Source organism: Parasphingorhabdus sp., from assembly GCF_041748495.1.
Lineage (GTDB): Bacteria > Pseudomonadota > Alphaproteobacteria > Sphingomonadales > Sphingomonadaceae > Parasphingorhabdus.
In genome coordinates, this window is sequence record NZ_JBGTDD010000113.1 from 1 (window position 1) to 16,761 (window position 16,761).

Annotated in this window: 18 protein-coding genes; 12 read left to right on the forward strand and 6 right to left on the reverse strand. The window is 59.5% G+C overall.

The window, feature by feature from the left end; genetic code table 11:
• From ACEW8J_RS10225 to pal, 9 genes are all read left to right on the forward strand, one after another.
• The coding region (locus ACEW8J_RS10225; protein WP_373491540.1) for a M20 family metallopeptidase at positions 1–741 on the forward strand (741 nt) is incomplete at its 5' end.
• A 117-nt stretch (positions 742–858) separates the two neighbouring features.
• Positions 859–1,218, forward strand: a complete 360-nt coding sequence (locus ACEW8J_RS10230; RefSeq protein WP_373491541.1) for an ArsR/SmtB family transcription factor — start codon at positions 859–861, stop codon at positions 1,216–1,218.
• Complete coding sequence (locus ACEW8J_RS10235; protein WP_373491542.1) at positions 1,205–1,714, forward strand: SRPBCC family protein; 510 nt, start codon at positions 1,205–1,207, stop codon at positions 1,712–1,714. The genes ACEW8J_RS10230 and ACEW8J_RS10235 overlap by 14 nt, the downstream gene beginning before the upstream one ends.
• Positions 1,715–1,849: 135 nt before the next feature.
• Complete coding sequence (locus ACEW8J_RS10240) at positions 1,850–2,326, forward strand: YbgC/FadM family acyl-CoA thioesterase (RefSeq protein WP_373491543.1); 477 nt, start codon at positions 1,850–1,852, stop codon at positions 2,324–2,326.
• Positions 2,327–2,390: 64 nt separating this feature from the next.
• Entirely contained in the window at positions 2,391–3,038 is a 648-nt protein-coding gene (tolQ, locus tag ACEW8J_RS10245; RefSeq protein WP_373491588.1) for a protein TolQ, read from the forward strand.
• A gap of 14 nt (positions 3,039–3,052) precedes the next feature.
• On the forward strand, positions 3,053–3,493 hold the full coding sequence (gene tolR / locus ACEW8J_RS10250; protein ID WP_373491544.1) for a protein TolR: 441 nt from the start codon (positions 3,053–3,055) through the stop codon (positions 3,491–3,493).
• 15 nt (positions 3,494–3,508) lie between these two features.
• Positions 3,509–4,345, forward strand: a complete 837-nt coding sequence (locus ACEW8J_RS10255) for a cell envelope biogenesis protein TolA (protein ID WP_373491545.1) — start codon at positions 3,509–3,511, stop codon at positions 4,343–4,345.
• Positions 4,346–4,355: 10 nt separating this feature from the next.
• Positions 4,356–5,696, forward strand: a complete 1,341-nt coding sequence (tolB, locus tag ACEW8J_RS10260) for a Tol-Pal system beta propeller repeat protein TolB (RefSeq protein ID WP_373491546.1) — start codon at positions 4,356–4,358, stop codon at positions 5,694–5,696.
• A 96-nt stretch (positions 5,697–5,792) separates the two neighbouring features.
• Complete coding sequence (gene pal / locus ACEW8J_RS10265; RefSeq protein WP_373491589.1) at positions 5,793–6,290, forward strand: peptidoglycan-associated lipoprotein Pal; 498 nt, start codon at positions 5,793–5,795, stop codon at positions 6,288–6,290.
• A gap of 75 nt (positions 6,291–6,365) precedes the next feature.
• Here the strand turns inward: pal and ACEW8J_RS10270 are convergent, their stop codons facing one another.
• The 3 genes from ACEW8J_RS10270 to ACEW8J_RS10280 all read right to left on the reverse strand — a co-directional run bounded on the left by ACEW8J_RS10270 (position 6,366) and on the right by ACEW8J_RS10280 (position 10,354).
• A complete protein-coding gene (locus ACEW8J_RS10270) occupies positions 6,366–6,662 on the reverse strand; it encodes a hypothetical protein (protein WP_089134483.1) in 297 nt (98 codons plus the stop codon).
• A 43-nt stretch (positions 6,663–6,705) separates the two neighbouring features.
• On the reverse strand, positions 6,706–9,618 hold the full coding sequence (locus tag ACEW8J_RS10275; protein ID WP_373491547.1) for a M16 family metallopeptidase: 2,913 nt from the start codon (positions 9,616–9,618) through the stop codon (positions 6,706–6,708).
• A 109-nt stretch (positions 9,619–9,727) separates the two neighbouring features.
• A complete protein-coding gene (locus ACEW8J_RS10280; RefSeq protein WP_373491548.1) occupies positions 9,728–10,354 on the reverse strand; it encodes a class I SAM-dependent methyltransferase in 627 nt (208 codons plus the stop codon).
• A 105-nt stretch (positions 10,355–10,459) separates the two neighbouring features.
• Here ACEW8J_RS10280 and ACEW8J_RS10285 point away from each other — a divergent pair, with 105 nt between their 5' ends.
• Positions 10,460–10,780 carry an antibiotic biosynthesis monooxygenase gene (locus ACEW8J_RS10285; RefSeq protein ID WP_373491549.1) on the forward strand — a complete coding sequence of 107 codons (321 nt, stop codon included), beginning with the start codon at positions 10,460–10,462 and terminating at the stop codon, positions 10,778–10,780.
• An 18-nt stretch (positions 10,781–10,798) separates the two neighbouring features.
• Positions 10,799–12,160, forward strand: a complete 1,362-nt coding sequence (locus tag ACEW8J_RS10290; RefSeq protein ID WP_373491550.1) for an MFS transporter — start codon at positions 10,799–10,801, stop codon at positions 12,158–12,160.
• On the opposite strand, the gene ACEW8J_RS10295 is transcribed toward ACEW8J_RS10290, so the two are convergent.
• Positions 12,157–14,436, reverse strand: a complete 2,280-nt coding sequence (locus ACEW8J_RS10295) for a CDC48 family AAA ATPase (protein WP_373491590.1) — start codon at positions 14,434–14,436, stop codon at positions 12,157–12,159. The genes ACEW8J_RS10290 and ACEW8J_RS10295 overlap by 4 nt on opposite strands.
• A 392-nt stretch (positions 14,437–14,828) precedes the next feature.
• On the opposite strand from ACEW8J_RS10295, the gene ACEW8J_RS10300 reads away from it, so the two are divergent.
• The gene (locus tag ACEW8J_RS10300) at positions 14,829–15,707 is read left to right on the forward strand and encodes a LysR substrate-binding domain-containing protein (RefSeq protein ID WP_373491551.1); all 879 of its coding nucleotides are present in this window, start codon (positions 14,829–14,831) and stop codon (positions 15,705–15,707) included.
• Positions 15,708–15,710: 3 nt separating this feature from the next.
• On the opposite strand, the gene ACEW8J_RS10305 is transcribed toward ACEW8J_RS10300, so the two are convergent.
• Positions 15,711–16,274 carry a carboxymuconolactone decarboxylase family protein gene (locus ACEW8J_RS10305; RefSeq protein WP_373491552.1) on the reverse strand — a complete coding sequence of 188 codons (564 nt, stop codon included), beginning with the start codon at positions 16,272–16,274 and terminating at the stop codon, positions 15,711–15,713.
• An 8-nt stretch (positions 16,275–16,282) separates the two neighbouring features.
• Positions 16,283–16,732 (reverse strand): peptidylprolyl isomerase, encoded by a 450-nt coding sequence (locus ACEW8J_RS10310; protein ID WP_373491553.1) that lies wholly within the window; start codon positions 16,730–16,732, stop codon positions 16,283–16,285.
• Between the last annotated feature and the right edge of the window lie 29 nt (positions 16,733–16,761).

Sequence of the window (16,761 nt, forward strand, 5' to 3'; positions counted from 1 at the left end):
GCCGACACCCCGACGGGGAAGCTTTCGCTCGACGAAGGCATCAAGAGCAGTTCGTCCGACAGCGTCGATATCATTGTCCACGGGGTCGGTGCGCACGGCGCGTCGCCGCATCGGGGCAAGGATCCGATCGTGATGGGCGCAGAAATCATCATGGCCTTGCAGACGATTGTCAGCCGGGAAATCGCCCCGCTCCGGCCCGCCGTGATCACCGTCGGATCCTTCCACAGCGGATTCAAGCATAATATCATTTCGGACAAGGCGGTCATGCAGCTGACGGTCCGCTCGGACGACGCGGACACGCGGGCAAAGCTGCTCGAAGGGATCAAGCGCATTGCGACCAATGTCGGCCGCATGAACGGTCTGGCGGAAGACAGGTTGCCGGAAGTACGGGTGTCGCACGAATCCACTCCAGCCAATTATAATGACGCCGCGCTGACCAAGCGGGTGAAAGATGTGTTCGCCGCCCGCTTTGGCGAAACGGTGTTCGACAGCAAGCCGCGCGAGGGCATGGGGGCAGAGGATTTTGCCTATTTTGTCCAGCCCAACACCGATGTCCCCGGCGTCTATTTCTCCGTTGGCGGCACACCCCAGGCAGACTTTGATCGGGAGAAAGCGGGAGGTGCACCGGTGCCCTCGCATCACTCGCCCTTTTTCAAAGTGGCACCGCGAGAATCGGTCACGCTGGGTACCGAAGCGATGACCGCTGCGGCGCTGGAACTGCTGGCACCGGGAGCGAACTAGACTTGGCCTGATCGCGGTCACGATCGTCGTCCCTTTCATCCAAAGTTTGTCAAAGTTTGGGCCTATGACGCCTTTTGAGAGCTTGATATGTAACCATTTGGTTGCATATAAGGCGGCATGTCCGATGTCTTTGCCGCCCTTGCCGATGAAACCCGCCGTGCTCTGCTCGACCGGCTGTTCATCAAAAACGGTCAGAATCTGAGCGATTTGCACAATGGCATGACCATGTCGCGCCAGGCGGTGGCGAAACATCTGCATATTCTCGAATCCGCCAATCTCGTCTCTGTCCACTGGCAGGGCCGGGAGAAGCTGCATTATCTCAATGTCGTGCCGCTTGGCGATATCGTGCATCGCTGGATCGGCAAGTTCGAAGACGCCCGGATCGAGGCGCTGAGCGATTTCAAACAGCAGATCGAAAGCGCAGCCGGCCCGTCGCAAAACAGCGGATCAGAGGAGAAACGTCGTGTCGGCCAGTAAAATTGCAGCAACACAAACCCGCGCATCGACCGGAGAGCCCTGTGCCCCGGATTTTGTCTATACGATCTTCATCAAGGCAAATGCGGAAACCGTGTGGAACGGCCTGATCGAACGGCAGATTACCAAGGCTTACTGGGGCCATTATAACGAATCGGACTGGCAGCCGGGTTCGCGCTGGGCGCATGTCCGCAGCGATGGCAGCGGAGAAGTGGACATCAGCGGCCGGATCATCGAAATGGACCCGCCGCGAAAAATGGTCTGGAGCTGGGCGCGTGATTCGGAATCAGATCATGCGACAAAATTGTCGCGAGTGACCTACGAACTGATCAGCCTGGGCCCCGATACCAAGCTGATCGTAACCCATAGCGAGCTGGAACCAGATTCCCCGATGGACGCCGGTGTCCGGGAAGGTTGGCCAGCGGTCCTCAGCAATCTCAAGTCCCTGCTGGAAACCGGAGAGACTTTGTCAGAAGGCGAATGGCCGAGCGCAAATTAGTTGGTGCATGCAGGGGTGAAGCCTGTTTTCGGTAACCGGCCAAGCGCCGTCAAACGGACTCAAAATTGCGATCAGAGGCGCGTGGTTCAAACATTCCCTCTTCCACCCGGGAATCCAACCGCCTAGAGTCTCGAGATGGCCCTCCCGAACTCCATTCCCCCCGACATCAAGCCGCATGACGGACGCTTTGCCGGTGGGCAGCATTTTTTCGCCTGCCGCGTCTATTTCGAGGACACGGACTTTTCCGGCATCGTCTATCACGCCAATTATCTGCGCTATATGGAACGGGCCCGTTCGGACATGCTCCGCCAGCTGGAAATGGACCAGAATGCAGCCTATGAAAGCGGTGAAGGCGTCTATGCTGTGGTCGATCTGTCGATGAAATATCTGCTGCCGGCCAAGCTCGACGATGATCTGGTGTGCATCAGCACGGTGAGGACGGTGCGTGCGGCTAGCGTCATCATCGACCAGAATATTATGCGCGGTCCGGACCAGCTTACGTCAGCTTCCGTTCATGCAGCCTTTCTTAGCCCCGCCGGACGCCCGCGACGGCAACCGAAAGCGTGGACAAAAGCATTTACCAGCGTCATGGAACAGACGGATACGAAATGAAGGATATCTCATCTTGCTAGACCAACTTACGGTGGGAGCGACCACCGGCACTTTCTCACCCTTCATGCTCTTCCTGGAAGCCGATATTATCGTCAAGACGGTCATGATCGGCCTGCTGCTGGCGAGCGTGTGGACCTGGGCGATCATTGTCAGCTTTGCCATGAACATTGCTCAAATCAGTAGAAAATCGGAGAGCTTTGAACGGGATTTCGCCCGGACAGAAAATATCGACCGCTTTTATGACGAATATAGCAAGTCGAACCTGCCTAGCGCCAAGGTATTCGTGGCTGGCATCAAGGAATGGCGCCGTTCGACCGCCAAGGGTCCGATCGATCGGGAGGGCACGCGGCAACGGCTGGCCAGCGCAATGAACTCGACCATCGCCCAGGAACTGGACCGGATCGCTGACCGGCTCAATTTTCTCGCCACGGTCGGCGCCATCGCACCCTTTGTCGGCCTGTTCGGCACCGTCTGGGGCATCATGCGCAGCTTCTCGGCGATTGCCGCAGAGCAGAACAGCTCGCTGGCGGTGGTCGCGCCCGGTATTGCCGAGGCGCTGTTCGCCACGGCCATTGGTCTGTTTGCCGCCATTCCGGCGGTCATCGCCTATAATCGCTTCTCCCATCGCCTGAACAAGCTGGAGGCCCGCATGGGCCGCTTTGCAGACGGGTTCCACGCCACGCTCAGCCGCGAACTGGAACTGGGAGACTGAGCATGGGGATGAATATGGGATCCGGAATCGGTCGGCGCGGCAGCAGCCGTGGCCGCGCGCCGATGGCAGAAATCAACGTCACCCCCTTTGTCGACGTGATGCTGGTGCTGCTGATCATATTCATGGTCACCGCGCCCCTGCTGGTCACCGGTGTTCCCGTCGACCTGCCGGAAAGCCGGGCCAATGCGCTGGAACAGGAACAGGAGCCGGTGCAGATTTCAATCGATAATGAAGGCCGCGTCTTTATCGAGGACGAGGAGCTCAGTCGCGGGGCGCTGGAGACACGATTGCGCGATATTGCTGCCGACCAGAATCCGGAAGATCCGCGGCAGATCATGCTGCGCGGCGACAGGACCCTCGATTACGGGCTGATCATGAACGTGATGGGCGAACTCAACCGGGCCGGGTTGAACCGGGTGTCCCTGGTCACTACAGGTTCATCAGAGACGCCATAAGAGTGGACATCTGATATGGAGAGAGCTGAAAAAATTGGCTTGGGAGTAGCGGCTGCGGGTCATGTGGCCCTGTTTGGCGTGCTCTCCTTGAGTGTCCTGAGCAGTACCAATGAGGCTTTTCGCAACAAGCCGATCGAAGTGATGATCGCCGATGAGGTGGGGCTGGAAAGCGCCGCTCCCGATCCCGCTAAAATCACCCCGGCAACCAGCGTGGCACCGGAACTGGGTGCGCCGGAAGAGAGCCGCTTCGTCGAGCCGGAGCCGCTGCCCGAGCCGCCGAAAGCCGAAGCCAGGCCAACCCCTGCGGTCAGGCCCGCTCCTGTATCCAGAGAACCACGCCGACGGCCGGACAGACCGGCCAGCGTCGCTGCCAAGCCAGAGCCAAAACCCGCGCCGAAAGCCGCGACAAGACCGGCGCCAAAACCTGCGCCGAAAGCCGAAACCACTCCGCGCGGCTCCCGGCTGGGTGATGATTTCCTGAAGGGGGTGACCGACGCGCCCTCGGTCAGTCGCAACCAGAATATCGCAGCGGAAAGGGCTTCGCCCGCGGCGGTCGCTTCCCTCGAGCGTGAACTCTACCGGCTGGTCAAACAGAAATGGCGTCCACCGACCGGTGCCGACGCAGAGCTGTTGCGAACCACGGTTACCGCGCAGCTTGACAGCAATGGCCGTATCGTCGGCACACCGACCGCAACGACCGTCGGCATCACCGCCAGCAACCGGTCACAGGTCGAAATCCATCAGGAGCGCGCGATCGCTGCTGTCCGGCTAGCCGCGCCTTTCACCACATTTCCAGAAAAATTTTACGATGAATGGAAGGTTATCAAACCTGTCCTCTATCTTGGTGTCTAGGAGACCAATCATGCAATGCGCCCTCCCCTATATCCGAACCTTGATCCTTGGCCTTGTCGCCGCTGTCGGGCTGACCGCAACCGCGCACGCCCAGCTGACCGTCGATGTCGACAATAGCGCCGGGGAAGATCTGGTGATCGCCGTTCCCGGCCTGCCCACGCAGCAAAATGTCGAGACACAGGCCGGCAGCACCAGCGAACTGGGCGGCAAGATCAGCGATGTCATCGTCAGCGACCTGCGATCGAGCGGGCTGTTCAGGCCGATCGGGCGCAATCAGGTCCGCGGGATCAGCTATCCCGAAGTGACCGCGCCGCAATTCCCTTACTGGAGCGGAACCAACGCCTCTGCGCTGATCCAGGGGTTCGTGCGGGCCAATCCTGACGGCAAGCTGACGGTTGGCTGTTATCTCTATGATGTCGCACTGGAAACCGAACTGACCCGTCAGGGTTTTGTTGTCGAACCGCGCGAGTGGCGAAGAGCGGCGCATAAATGTGCCGATGCCATCTATTCGCGGCTGAGTGGCGAGTCGCCCTTTTTCGACAGCCGCATCGCCTATATCGCCGAGACCGGTCCCAAGGGGAACCGGGTCAAAAGACTGGCGATCATGGACAGCGACGGGGCCAACCACCGCTTCATCACCAATGGTCAGGCGACAGCCCTCACCCCGCGCTTTTCGCCCGACTACAAGAGCATCGTCTATCTGAGCTTCCTGGATGGCAATCCGCGCATCTATATTTATGAGATTGGTACAGGCCAGCAGCGGCTGATCACCCAGAGCACCAACCCGACCTTCGCGCCGCGCTGGTCACCGGATGGAAAGTGGATACTCTATTCCATGGCCATTGCCGGCAATACCGATATCTACAAGATCTCGGCAGCGGGTGGTGGCAAGCCGCAGCAGCTCACTTTCTCCCCGGGCATCGATATCGGCGGCAGCTTTTCCCCCGATGGCAGCCGGATCGTCTTTGAAAGCGACCGTTCGGGTAGCCAGCAGCTCTATGTAATGAACGCAGACGGCGGCAACGAACGGCGGATCAGCTTTGGCGGCGGACGCTTTGCCACACCCGAGTGGAGCCCGCGCGGCGATCTGATCGCCTTCACCAAGATGGCGGGCAATTTCCGCATCGGGGTGATGACCCCTAGCGGCGGCGGCGAGCGCTTGCTCACCAACAGCTGGCAGGACGAAGCGCCAACCTGGGCACCGAACGGCCGGGTGATCCAGTTTTTCCGGACGACCCGGGGGAGCGGCGGCACCGGTATCTGGCAAGTTGACCTGACTGGCAGCAACGAACGCCAGTTGCCGACTCCGGTCAATGGTTCGGATCCGGCATGGGGACCATTGTTGCCGTAAATTAGAAACGCGACAAGTCACTGGAAAAAGACTATAACTAGCCACAGGGCAAAATTATTTGGTTGAAGTGAAAAATTGAATAGGAGCAGAATGATGATGAAATATGCGACCCCCCTTCTGATTACCGCCAGCCTGGTTTTGGCCGGTTGCGCCAAGAAAGCACCGGAAGAACTGCCGCCACCCCCGATTGGTACAGAGCAGCCCACGGGACCGAGCGGGCCGGGCTATGAGCCAGGTTCGCAGGGCGATTTCGTGGCCAATACGATGTCCGACCGGATCCTGTTCGATACCGATCGATTCAATATTGACGCTCGGGACCAGGCGATTTTGCAGAGCCAGGCGCAATGGCTGGCACAAAATCCGAATGCGCGGATCACCATCGAAGGCCATGCCGACGAACGCGGTACGCGGGACTATAATCTCGCGCTGGGTGAACGCCGGGCCAATTCGGCGAAAAACTATCTCGCGTCGCTGGGCGTCAGCCCGGCCCGGATGACCACGGTCAGCTACGGCAAGGAACGGCCGGAAGCACTGGGTTCCGACGAAAGCGCATGGGCGCAGAACCGCCGCGCGGTGAGTATCGTCGTCCGCTAGTATCCACCGGGATAGGAAATAAAAAAGGGCCGCTACCTGATCAGGTAGCGGCCCTTTTTCTGATCTGAAGATCGATTATTTCTTGGTACCGGTCATCGCCATTTCGCCAAAGGCACCTGCCTTTACCGAGCCGGCCAACTGGCCATCGGTGATCGTCGCGTCGCCTTCCAGCTTCATCGGCATGGGTACGGTCATGTTCATTTCCCAGGTGATGTGATTGCCATCGACCTTGCCATTTTCGACGTCCATCGATCCCATCGCACCGGCATTGGTTCCAGTGAACGTGTCACCGTCGGTGACGATGGTGAATTCCGAAGTCTGGTCTCCCATCGGGGATTTCGTGACACAGGTATAAGTTCCATCAATAGACATTCCATTCTCCTTTTATATCAAAGCCCTGATTCGGCGCTGACAATCAATCGTCACTCTCAACCGAATCATTCGAACTGCCATCACTATTAACAGCAGTGTCACTAGCTTCATAGCCGCGATATTCGACCGGCATGGCGAGCGCGTCGAGCTGGGCCTTGATCTTCCCGACATCGCCGACAATCACCCAGGTGAACTTGTCCGGGTCAACCGCTTCCGCCATCGCCTTGTTCAAATCCTCTGCGGTCAGCGCCTGGTAGCGATCGGCGATGGTTTCGGCATAGTTGGTCGGCCTGCCGAACATCACGTCAGCCTGCATCTGTCCCAGGATGCTCGGCGTACGCTCGAACTGGCCGGGCAGCTGGCGGACATTGCCATTGACGGTGCGCTCCAGTTCGGCAGGCGTTACGCCCTTTTCGCCGAGAAAGTCGCGGACCTGTGCATCAATCGCAGCGACGGCTGGTCCGGTCTGGTTGGTCTGCACCGGGGCCCGCATCGTGTACAGCGCCCGGTCCTCGCCGCGCAGCACGGTGTTGCGGGTGCCGTAGCTCCAACCCTTGGTTTCGCGCAGATCCATGTTGATCCGCGAGAGGAAATTGCCGCCCAATATTTCATTGGCGGCGTTCAATATCAGCAGATCGTCCGCGCCCGTATAGGGCAGCACCTGTCCGGCCAATATGATCGACTGCGGCGAATTGGGGCGGTGGATGGCAACGATGCGGCCGGTCCCGTCCGGAATGGCAGCGTCAAAATTCTTTGCCGGAGCTGCATTTCCGGTCCCGTTCCACTTGCCAAAACGCATCTCGAGCTTGTCGAACAGTTCCTGCTTGTCGATCTGGCCAGCGGCAAAGATCGTCGCCTTTTCCGGATGCATCCACTGTTGATGGAAGGTCGAGAGATTGTCGCGGGATATCGCCGATACCGTTTCCCTGGTGCCGTTGCCCGACAGGCCGCGGCCGTACGGATGTTCCGGCCCGAAGACCAGTGGCGGCAGACTGTTGCTGGCGATGCTCAACGGATCGCTTTCCTCGCGGTCGATCGCGGTCAACTGCTGGACGCGGATCCGTTCGATATCATCATCGTTGAACGCCGGATTCTTGACGATATCCGCCATCAGGTCGAGCGAGGCATCGAGATTGGGGTTGACCGCACTCAGATCGACATCGGTACGATCACGACCACCGCCGATGCTGATATTGGCGCCCAGCCGTTCCTGCTGTTCGGCAATTTCAATCGACGTCAGGCTGGTCGTGCCTTCTTTCAGGATCGAAGTGACAAAATTCTGCAGGCCGAGCGTGTCGGCACTATCCGCACTGGTGCCGGCGTTGAAGGACAGGGTCACCCGGGTCATCGGCACCGCGTCGCGGCGCGCAAAAAAGACCTTGATGCCGTTGGACAGGGTGGCTGTCTCGACATCCGGAAAATCGACATTGGGAATCTCGCCCACCGGCGGCAGTGCAGACCGGTCGGGAGCGGTCACGGTCGTGCCTTCGCCATCCTGCATATAGAAGGCAGGGGCGGTCAGCACGCCGGTCCGCATGCCCTGGCCAGCGCCCACTTCCTGATATTCTTCGCGCTCGCCCGGTTCGACCATGATGCCAACCACGGGGCGGGTCAGCCATTTCTTCATGGCTGCGGTGACCGCGGCCGGAGTGGTCGAGGCCAGCCGCGCCAGTTCCTTCTTGTAAAATTCCGGATCGTCCGAATAGAGCTTGCCCTCGGCAAGAGCGACCGCCTTGCCGCTGAAACCGCCAACCTGTTCCAGCCCGGCAATCCGCGCTGCGGCATCGCGGGTCGCTACCCGCTGCACTTCGTCTGCGGTCGGGCCATTGGCAATGAAGTCGGCGATGATTTCATCGAGCCGCCTGGCCACTTCATCCGCATCTTCGCCCGGCTTGACGTCGGCCTGGATGTTGACGAGGCTGCCGTGGACGAAGGGAATGACAAAGGCCGACACGGCGACGGCATTTTTCTCTCCGCGCACCATGATATTGTCGAGCCGCGAACTGGCCAGGCCGCCAAGCACGGTCATCCCGACATCGAGCGGAGTATAGTCGGGGTCGTTCAGGCCCGGCACCACCCAGTTGCGGTAAATGCGGGTGGTCGCGACCTTGTCTTTCATCACCTCGTACACCGGCGCATCGAGCGTCGGCAGCACCGGATTGAGGTCTTCAATCGGCTTGCCGCGGGGAATCGCGCCAAACCATTTCTGGACTAGAGGCCTGGCGGTCGCCGCGTCAATATCGCCGGCTAGCACCAGAATCGAATTGTTCGGGCCATAATGGTCGGTGAACCATTGTTTCATGTCGTCCAACGAGGCGGCTTCGAGATCTTCCAGCGAGCCGATCGTGCTATGGCCATAGGGATGATCTTCCGGGAACAGCAATTCGGTCTGGCGATAGCTGACCATGCCGTAAGGCTGGTTATCGCCCTGCCGTTTTTCGTTCGACACCACGCCGATCTGATTGTCGAGCTTCTCCTGGGTCACGGCACCGAGCAAATAGCCCATCCGGTCGCTTTCGAGGAACAGCGCCACTTCCAGCGCCGAGGTCGGCACGGTCTGGAAATAATTGGTCCGGTCGAGCCAGGTCGTGCCGTTGAGATCGGTGGCGCCAATCTGTCGCAGCGGCTCGAAAAAATCGCCCGGTGCATTTTCGGAGCCGTTGAACATGATATGTTCGAACAGATGCGCATAGCCGGTCTTGCCTTCCGGCTCATTGGCCGAGCCGACGCCATACCAGATCGAAACGGCCACAATCGGGGCCTTGCGATCGGTGTGAATCAGGACTTTCAAGCCGTTATCGAGGGTGAATTCTTCGTAGGGAATATCGACCGCCGCCACCAGTTCGCTGACCGGTGCGGGCTCGCCTGGCGCATAGGACTGGGCCAGCGCTGGTGCACTCACCGTCAATGCGGTTGTGGTCAGCGCCAGCAGCAGGGTACAAGACAATCGGGTCATCGGGATATTCCTCTCAATCAAATCTAATCATATGTTGCCAGACATGCCGGTAATCGGGGGTTGACGGATCACCGGCTTCGACAAACGCCGTACAGCCGTCGACGAACGGCTATTTTGCCTTCCACCCCCAGAACAGATGGCACGGCAGAATATTCCACAGGGAATAGCCGCTGTCGATATGGTCAAAATGCGGGGTCATATAGTCCCGCGCCTTTTTGACAAACTGGTAGACCAGAAAGGCACCGCCTGGCCGGAGGGCGTTGAATGTCTCCCGGGCGATTTTTGGACCAAGCTGGTCGGGCAAGGTGGAGAAAGGCAGGCCGGAAAGAATATAGTCGGCCTTGTCATAGCCCAATTCGCGAATGATCTTCTGCACATCGGCGGCGGACCCGTGAATCGGGTAGAAACGGCTGTCGCGGATCGATTTGTCGAGATAGTCGATGAAATCGGCATTGAGATCGATCACGATCAAAGTGGCACCGGGCTTCATCCGCTCGAGCACGGGACGGCAGAAAGTGCCGACACCGGGACCATATTCCACGAACAGCTCGCATTCATCCCATTTCACCGGTTCCAGCATCTTCCTGATCGTGCTGTCCGACGAGGGCATGATCGAGCCCACCATCACGGGATGCTTCAGGAATCCCTTGAAGAAAACGCCCCAGGGGCCGAGCCGTCGTTCCAGTCCAATCTTGATGCGGTCTAAAATCTTCGTTTTGGCAATGCTGTTAGTCAACTCAAACCTCCGGTGGCAACACAATCTGTCTTACTAGGACATCACAGTGCCGGTGACAAATATAATAGCGGTTGCCAGATGCAATCGACTGGGTAGAAGCCTGTCATGCAGCTGCATCCGAAAGACTCCATCGCTGTCATTTTCTGCGCCCGGCGTACGGGGAGTGCCGAGGCGGATTATCAGGTTGCCGCTGCTGCGATGAGCGCTCTGGCAGCGCAGCAGCCCGGCTATCTCGGCGAGGATCATGCCCGGTCTGCGGAGGGTCTCGGGATCACGATCAGTTATTGGCGTGATGACACCAGTGCCAAAGCCTGGCGCGACCACCCCGACCATGCCGTTATTCGCGACCAGGGGCGAGACAGATGGTATAGCGAATATAGCCTTCATGTCGCCCGCGTCGAACGCAGCTATGACTGGCAGAAATAGCGTGGCATAGGAACGCCAATGGCCGATTCTCCCAACTTTGATCCGCTGAACCGAGAGGTTTCATCCTTTCCCGATGCCAAGCCGATCGACAGCACCCGCATGGCCGTGCTGTTCTCGGTGATGCTGGTCACGGCGTCCGGCAATACTGCCATGCAGTCGATATTGCCGACGATCGGAACGCAGCTTGATATTCCCGACTTCTGGGTCAGCGCGGCGTTCAGCTGGTCCGCCTTATTGTGGGTCTATACCGCGCCGATATGGGCGCGCCAATCGGATCATCGCGGGCGCAAGGCGCTGATGCGTCTGGGCATGATCGGCTTTACCACCTCTTTCGCGCTCGCCGGGCTGGCGCTGTTTCTGGGATTGCTGGGCTGGTATAGCGCGCTGTGGACCTTCATCCTGTTCGCTTTTTTCCGCAGCCTTTACGGTGGCCTCGGATCCGCCGCTCCGCCTGCGGTGCAGGCCTATGTCGCGTCCCGCACCGCGCGCGCCGACCGGACCAAGGCGCTCTCGCTGATTTCATCATCCTTCGGTCTGGGCACGATCGTCGGCCCGGCGATCGCCCCCTTGCTGATCATTCCGTTCCTTGGCCTGTCCAGCCCGATGTTCGCCTTTGCCGCAATCGGCATCCTGGTGATGGTAGCGCTCGCGTGGAAACTGCCCAATGACAATCCGGGCTATGCCGCGCGCGGCGTGGTCACCTCGGAACCCTATAGTTCGGCGCCCTCCTCCAACAGTCTGAAGGACCGGGATGATGACAGCGAAGAGGATAACAGCCTGCCACCACGATTGCGCTGGGGCGACGAGCGGGTAAAACCGTGGCTGATCACCGGGATATTGGGCGGCAATGCCCATGCCCTGATCTTGGGCGTTGTCGGGTTCCTGGTGCTCGACCGGCTGGACCTGCGCGCGGATCCCGAGATGGGTATCCAGATGACCGGCATCGTGCTGATGTCGGGTGCCGCGGCCACTTTGCTCGCCCAATGGGGGCTGATCCCGTTGCTGCAAATGGGTCCGCGCGCCTCGATCTTGTGGGGCATGGTGCTGGGCGCCTGTGGCTGCCTGCTGATCGGCTTTTCGCATGACCTGCACGGCATCATCATCGGCTTTGCGATTGCTTCGCTGGGCTTCGGCCTGTTCCGTCCGGGATTTACCGCGGGGGCCTCGCTCGCCGTCCGCCGGTCCGAACAAAATGGCGTAGCCGGCATCGTCGCTTCGGTGAACGGCATGGCCTTCATCGTGTCGCCAGCCTTCGGCGTGCTGCTATACACCTATGCCGGTCCCTTGCCATTCTGGCTCGCGACCGGCATCTGCGTGTTCCTGTTCGGCTGGGGCTACAAGACCCTGAAGCTGGATGACCAGAACGTTACCGATAGTTAGTGCTTGCTGCCGTTTACCGGAGTCAACATGCCCGGGGCGACAAAGCCGATCGGCTCGACGCGCATCGCATTCTGCTTCAGCTGCGATTCCATCTTGGCATATTCTTCCTCCATTTCCGGCGTCACCGATGCCCGGCTGTCCTCCAGCGCCTTTTCAAAATGTTTCATCTGGACGGTCTCGACCAGACCGCCATATTCGCGCAGCGCGTGCAGCCCGGCCCGGCGAACCAGATCCTCCAGATCGGCACCAGAATAGCGATCCGTACTCTCGGCCATTTCGTCGAGATCGACATCCTTGGCGAGCGGCATTTTCGACGTGTGAATGGCCAGGATGCGCCGCCGACCCGCCTTGCCGGGAACCGGGACGTAGATCAGCTCATCAAAGCGGCCCGGACGCAGCAAGGCCGGATCGACCAGACCGGGGCGGTTGGTCGCGCCGATCAGGATCACCGACTGCATTTCTTCCAGCCCGTCCATCTCGGCGAGGATCGTGTTGACCACCCGTTCGGTCACCTGCGGTTCGCCCATGCCGCCACCGCGTGCCGGCACCAGACTGTCGATCTCGTCGATGAACAGAATCGTCGGCGCCACCTGACGCGCCCGGGCAAACAGGCGGGCGATCTGCTGTTCGCTCTCGCCATACCATTTGGACAGCAGGTCGCTGGATTTGGTCGCGATGAAATTGGCTTCGGCCTCGCGCGCCACCGCCTTGGCCAGCAAGGTCTTGCCGGTTCCCGGCGGCCCGTAAAGCAGAAAGCCCTTCGCCGGCCGAATCCCCAGTCGGGCAAAGGCTTCCGGATTTTTCAGCGGTAGCTCGATGCCTTCTTTCAGCCGTAGCTGGGCATCGTCGAGCCCGCCGATATCTTCCCAGCGCACATCGGGCGCCTGGACCATCACTTCGCGCATGGCGGAGGGTTGCACACGCTTCAGGGCTTCGACAAAATCATGGCGCAAGACGACCAGTTCCTCGAGCACTTCCGGCGGAACGGTTTCCGACTCCAGATCCAGCTTCGGCATGATCCGGCGCACCGCCTCGATCGCCGCCTCGCGGGTCAGCGCCGCCAGATCGGCGCCGACAAAACCATAGGTCGTGCGCGCGAGCTCCATCAGGTCGACAGCCTTGTCCAGCGGCATGCCGCGGGTGTGGATCCCCAGGATCTGGCGGCGGCCTGCTACATCCGGCACGCCGACGACGATTTCCCGGTCAAAGCGACCAGGGCGACGCAAGGCTTCATCAATGGCTTCCGGGCGGTTGGTTGCCGCGATCACCACCAGATTGACCCGTGATTCGAGTCCGTCCATCAGCGTCAGCAGCTGCGCCACCAGCCGTTTTTCAGCCTCGCCCTGCACCTGTCCACGCTTGGGTGCGATCGAATCGATCTCGTCGATGAACAGGATCGAGGGTGCGGCCTTGGTCGCGGCTTCGAAAATCTCGCGCAGCTTCTTTTCCGACTCGCCATAGGCTGAGCCCATGATTTCCGGTCCGTTGATCAGGAAAAATTCAGCTTCGCTTTCATTGGCAACGGCCCGGGCGAGCCGCGTCTTGCCGGTTCCCGGAGGACCATGCAGCAGCACCCCGCGCGGCGGATCAACCCCCAGCCGAGTGAACAGTTGCGGGTAGCGTAGCGGCAATTCCACCATCTCACGGAGCTGGTCGATCGTTTCCTGCAGGCCCCCGATATCGTCATAGGTGACATCGGCGCGGCGATGCTCGGTGGATTCTTCATATTCCGGCCGCAGCTCGACCTCGGTCTCCTCGTCAATATGGACAATGCCCTTGGGCTGGGTCGACACGACATTGAGCCGGATCTGGGTCAGCGAAAAGGCTGGAGCCGCCAGCATCTGCCGCAATTGCGGCGGCATGTCGCCGCGATCGACCTGCTGCTGGCCATGGGTGGCGACAAAATCGCCTGCCTTGAGTGGCCGTCCCATGAAGCTGCGCTTCAGTCCGCCGCCATTGCCTTGCAGCCGCAGGTCCTTCTGCGCCGGTGCGAACACGACTTTCTTGGCCGGCTTCGATTCGACCTTGCGGATTTCCACAAAATCGCCAGCACCGACCCCGGCATTGACGCGTTGCAGGCCATCGAGCCGGACAAAATCCAGACTTTCGTCTTCCGGATAGGGCAGGACCGCTCGCGCCGGAGTGGTCTGTTTGCCGAGAATCTCGACGACATCACCCTCGATCAGTCCCAATTTGCCGAGATTGTCGCGGGACAGCCGCGCCAGTCCGCGCCCGCTGTCTTCGGGCCGGGCATTGGCAACTTGCAGTTTCAGCAGCTTGCGATCGTCTTCGGGCTTGTCTTTTGCTGGTGCTGGATCGGACACAGGGACCTATCTCCTCAATATCGTTTTGGTTGTTTCCAACAAGATAGGGATCAACGGGACGATATACGACCCTGATTTTCGAATGCGCGGCAGTCAGGAGGGTTTTGGCCAAAAAAAAAGGCCAGTTCCGAAGAACTGGCCTGAAAAGTTTTTAGGAGAGGATGCCTGAAAGGCTCATCCTGAATGCATCGAATCAGGTTATTGTGCAAGTGCGAAAAGAACATTATAGATTGCACATATTGCAACTTAACAATATTGTTAGCGACCGTTTTCCGCCAGTTTAAAAAACTATCCTACATTTTTGCGTTGCACAAAGCTCATTTAGCCACAATATTGATCATCCGATGCGCCGTCTTCCTCCCCTACGCGCCCTAGAGGCCTTCATTCGCGTCGCCCGCCTGGGGTCTTCCAAGGCAGCGGCGGCCGAACTGGCATTGTCCGCGCCGGCGCTCAGCCGGCGAATCAAGTCGCTGGAAGACCATATCGGCAAGCCTTTGTTCGAACGGCGGAACCAGTCGATGGTGCTGAACGATGATGGCCGGACCTTGCTGAAAGCGGTCGCCCCGGCGATGGAAACCATCGGCGAAGCGGTCGACCAGATGACCGTCACCGGCGGCGACATGCGCTTGCGTCTCGGCGTGCTGGCGCTGTTCGGAGCGACGCGCTTGCTGCCGCGGTTACCGGAACTGAAACGATTATATCCCAAACTGCATATTGATGTGGATACATCGGCCCATGCTGAAAATATGCTGGGCGATGCCGTCGACGCGGCGATCATCATCAGCGACAGTGTCGATCCCAACCTCTATGCGGTGAAACTGGACAGCAACAAGGTTTACGCGATCGCATCGGCCGAACTGACCAAAGGGCCGAACGCGATCAGCGATCCGGAAGATCTGAAAAACCACAATATCCTGATCCACAGCAACATGACCCGGGCCTTTGACCAGTGGAAGAAAGCGGTCGGATTGCCGGACCTGCAGCCGGCCGGTATCGATCATCTCGACAGCGGCGCGCTGATGCTGGAAGCCGCGGCGCAGGGCCTCGGCATTGCGATCATGCACGGCGGGCATTTTTCCGATGCCAATGATCCGCGGCTGGTTCGGCTGTTCGACTATCAGGTCGACAGCCCCTATAGCTACTGGTTCGTTTGTCGCAAACGCGACATGAAAAACCGCGCAGTGCGGATATTCCATGACTGGGTGGTGCAGGCGGGTCTCTAGACCCTAGGCCCGCAGGTCGGGGTCAAGCTCCAGATCATCGTCAAGCTGCACGCCAAAGCTGTTCAGCATCATCGAGACCTGGCTATATTGGCCCACCGTCATCACCAGATCCATACGCTGTTTCTCGGTCAGGTCGGCGAGCGCCGCCCAAGTCGCATCCGCCACATGGCCATCACCGGTCAGATCGTCGGTAGCCTGCAGCATCGCGCGCTCCAACGGCGTCCAGCCCGGCGCATCCGGTCCGGTCTTGATCCGTTCTATCTCGACATCGGTCAGACCGCAGTCCTTGCCGATGCGGACATGCTGCGCCCATTCATAGCCGGACTTCCAGTTGAAACCGGTGCGCAGGATGATGATCTCCCGTTCGCGCGCCGGCAGGCCATTATGGTCGGACAGGATATAACCGCCCCACCACATGAATGCCTTATAAGCCTTTGGTGCCTTGATCAGGGTCCGGAAGATGTTGAGGATCTTGCCGGACTGGAAACGATCTCCCAGCATCGCCCGGCTGTTCTCGTCGAGTTCCGATTCGGCGAGCGGGGCGATCCTGGGTTTATCGAGACGCATGGGGTCGATCAGCCGAGGGTTACGGACTTGATCGCACCCGGCTTCGCCGGTGGTTCGCCTTTGGGAAGCGCGTGAACCGCTTCCATGCCGGACGTCACTTCGCCCCAGACGGTATATTGACCGTCAAGGAAGCCGGCATCGTCGAGGCAGATGAAAAACTGGCTGTTGGCGCTGTTCGGGTCCATCGTCCGGGCCATCGAGCAGGTGCCTTCGACATGCGGCTCCTTGGAAAATTCCTGAGCGATATCGGGCTTGTCGCTGCCGGACATGCCGGTGCCGGTGGGATCGCCACCCTGGGCCATGAAGCCATTGATGACGCGGTGGAACACGACGCCGTCATAAAAGCCTTCGGATGCCAGCTCGGTGATGCGCGCGACATGATTGGGGGCAAGATCGGCGCGCAGCTTGATTTCTACATCGCCGGTTTCGAGGTGGAGAGTCATTTTTTCGTGGGCCATCAGGCTGGTTCCTTTTCGTTCGATGAATC

Bases quoted from the DNA above. Each gene is read 5' to 3' on its own strand.
- ACEW8J_RS10230 (WP_373491541.1), top strand. From the start codon at position 859: ATGTCCGATGTCTTTGCCGCCCTTGCCGATGAAACCCGCCGTGCTCTG.
- ACEW8J_RS10310 (WP_373491553.1), bottom strand. From the start codon at position 16,732: ATGGCCCACGAAAAAATGACTCTCCACCTCGAAACCGGCGATGTAGAA.
- ACEW8J_RS10275 (WP_373491547.1), bottom strand. From the start codon at position 9,618: ATGACCCGATTGTCTTGTACCCTGCTGCTGGCGCTGACCACAACCGCA.
- tolR (WP_373491544.1), top strand. From the start codon at position 3,053: ATGGGATCCGGAATCGGTCGGCGCGGCAGCAGCCGTGGCCGCGCGCCG.
- ACEW8J_RS10300 (WP_373491551.1), top strand. From the start codon at position 14,829: ATGCGCCGTCTTCCTCCCCTACGCGCCCTAGAGGCCTTCATTCGCGTC.
- ACEW8J_RS10290 (WP_373491550.1), top strand. From the start codon at position 10,799: ATGGCCGATTCTCCCAACTTTGATCCGCTGAACCGAGAGGTTTCATCC.
- ACEW8J_RS10240 (WP_373491543.1), top strand. From the start codon at position 1,850: ATGGCCCTCCCGAACTCCATTCCCCCCGACATCAAGCCGCATGACGGA.
- tolQ (WP_373491588.1), top strand. From the start codon at position 2,391: ATGCTCTTCCTGGAAGCCGATATTATCGTCAAGACGGTCATGATCGGC.
- pal (WP_373491589.1), top strand. From the start codon at position 5,793: ATGAAATATGCGACCCCCCTTCTGATTACCGCCAGCCTGGTTTTGGCC.
- ACEW8J_RS10305 (WP_373491552.1), bottom strand. From the start codon at position 16,274: ATGCGTCTCGATAAACCCAGGATCGCCCCGCTCGCCGAATCGGAACTC.
- tolB (WP_373491546.1), top strand. From the start codon at position 4,356: ATGCAATGCGCCCTCCCCTATATCCGAACCTTGATCCTTGGCCTTGTC.
- ACEW8J_RS10270 (WP_089134483.1), bottom strand. From the start codon at position 6,662: ATGTCTATTGATGGAACTTATACCTGTGTCACGAAATCCCCGATGGGA.
- ACEW8J_RS10285 (WP_373491549.1), top strand. From the start codon at position 10,460: ATGCAGCTGCATCCGAAAGACTCCATCGCTGTCATTTTCTGCGCCCGG.
- ACEW8J_RS10255 (WP_373491545.1), top strand. From the start codon at position 3,509: ATGGAGAGAGCTGAAAAAATTGGCTTGGGAGTAGCGGCTGCGGGTCAT.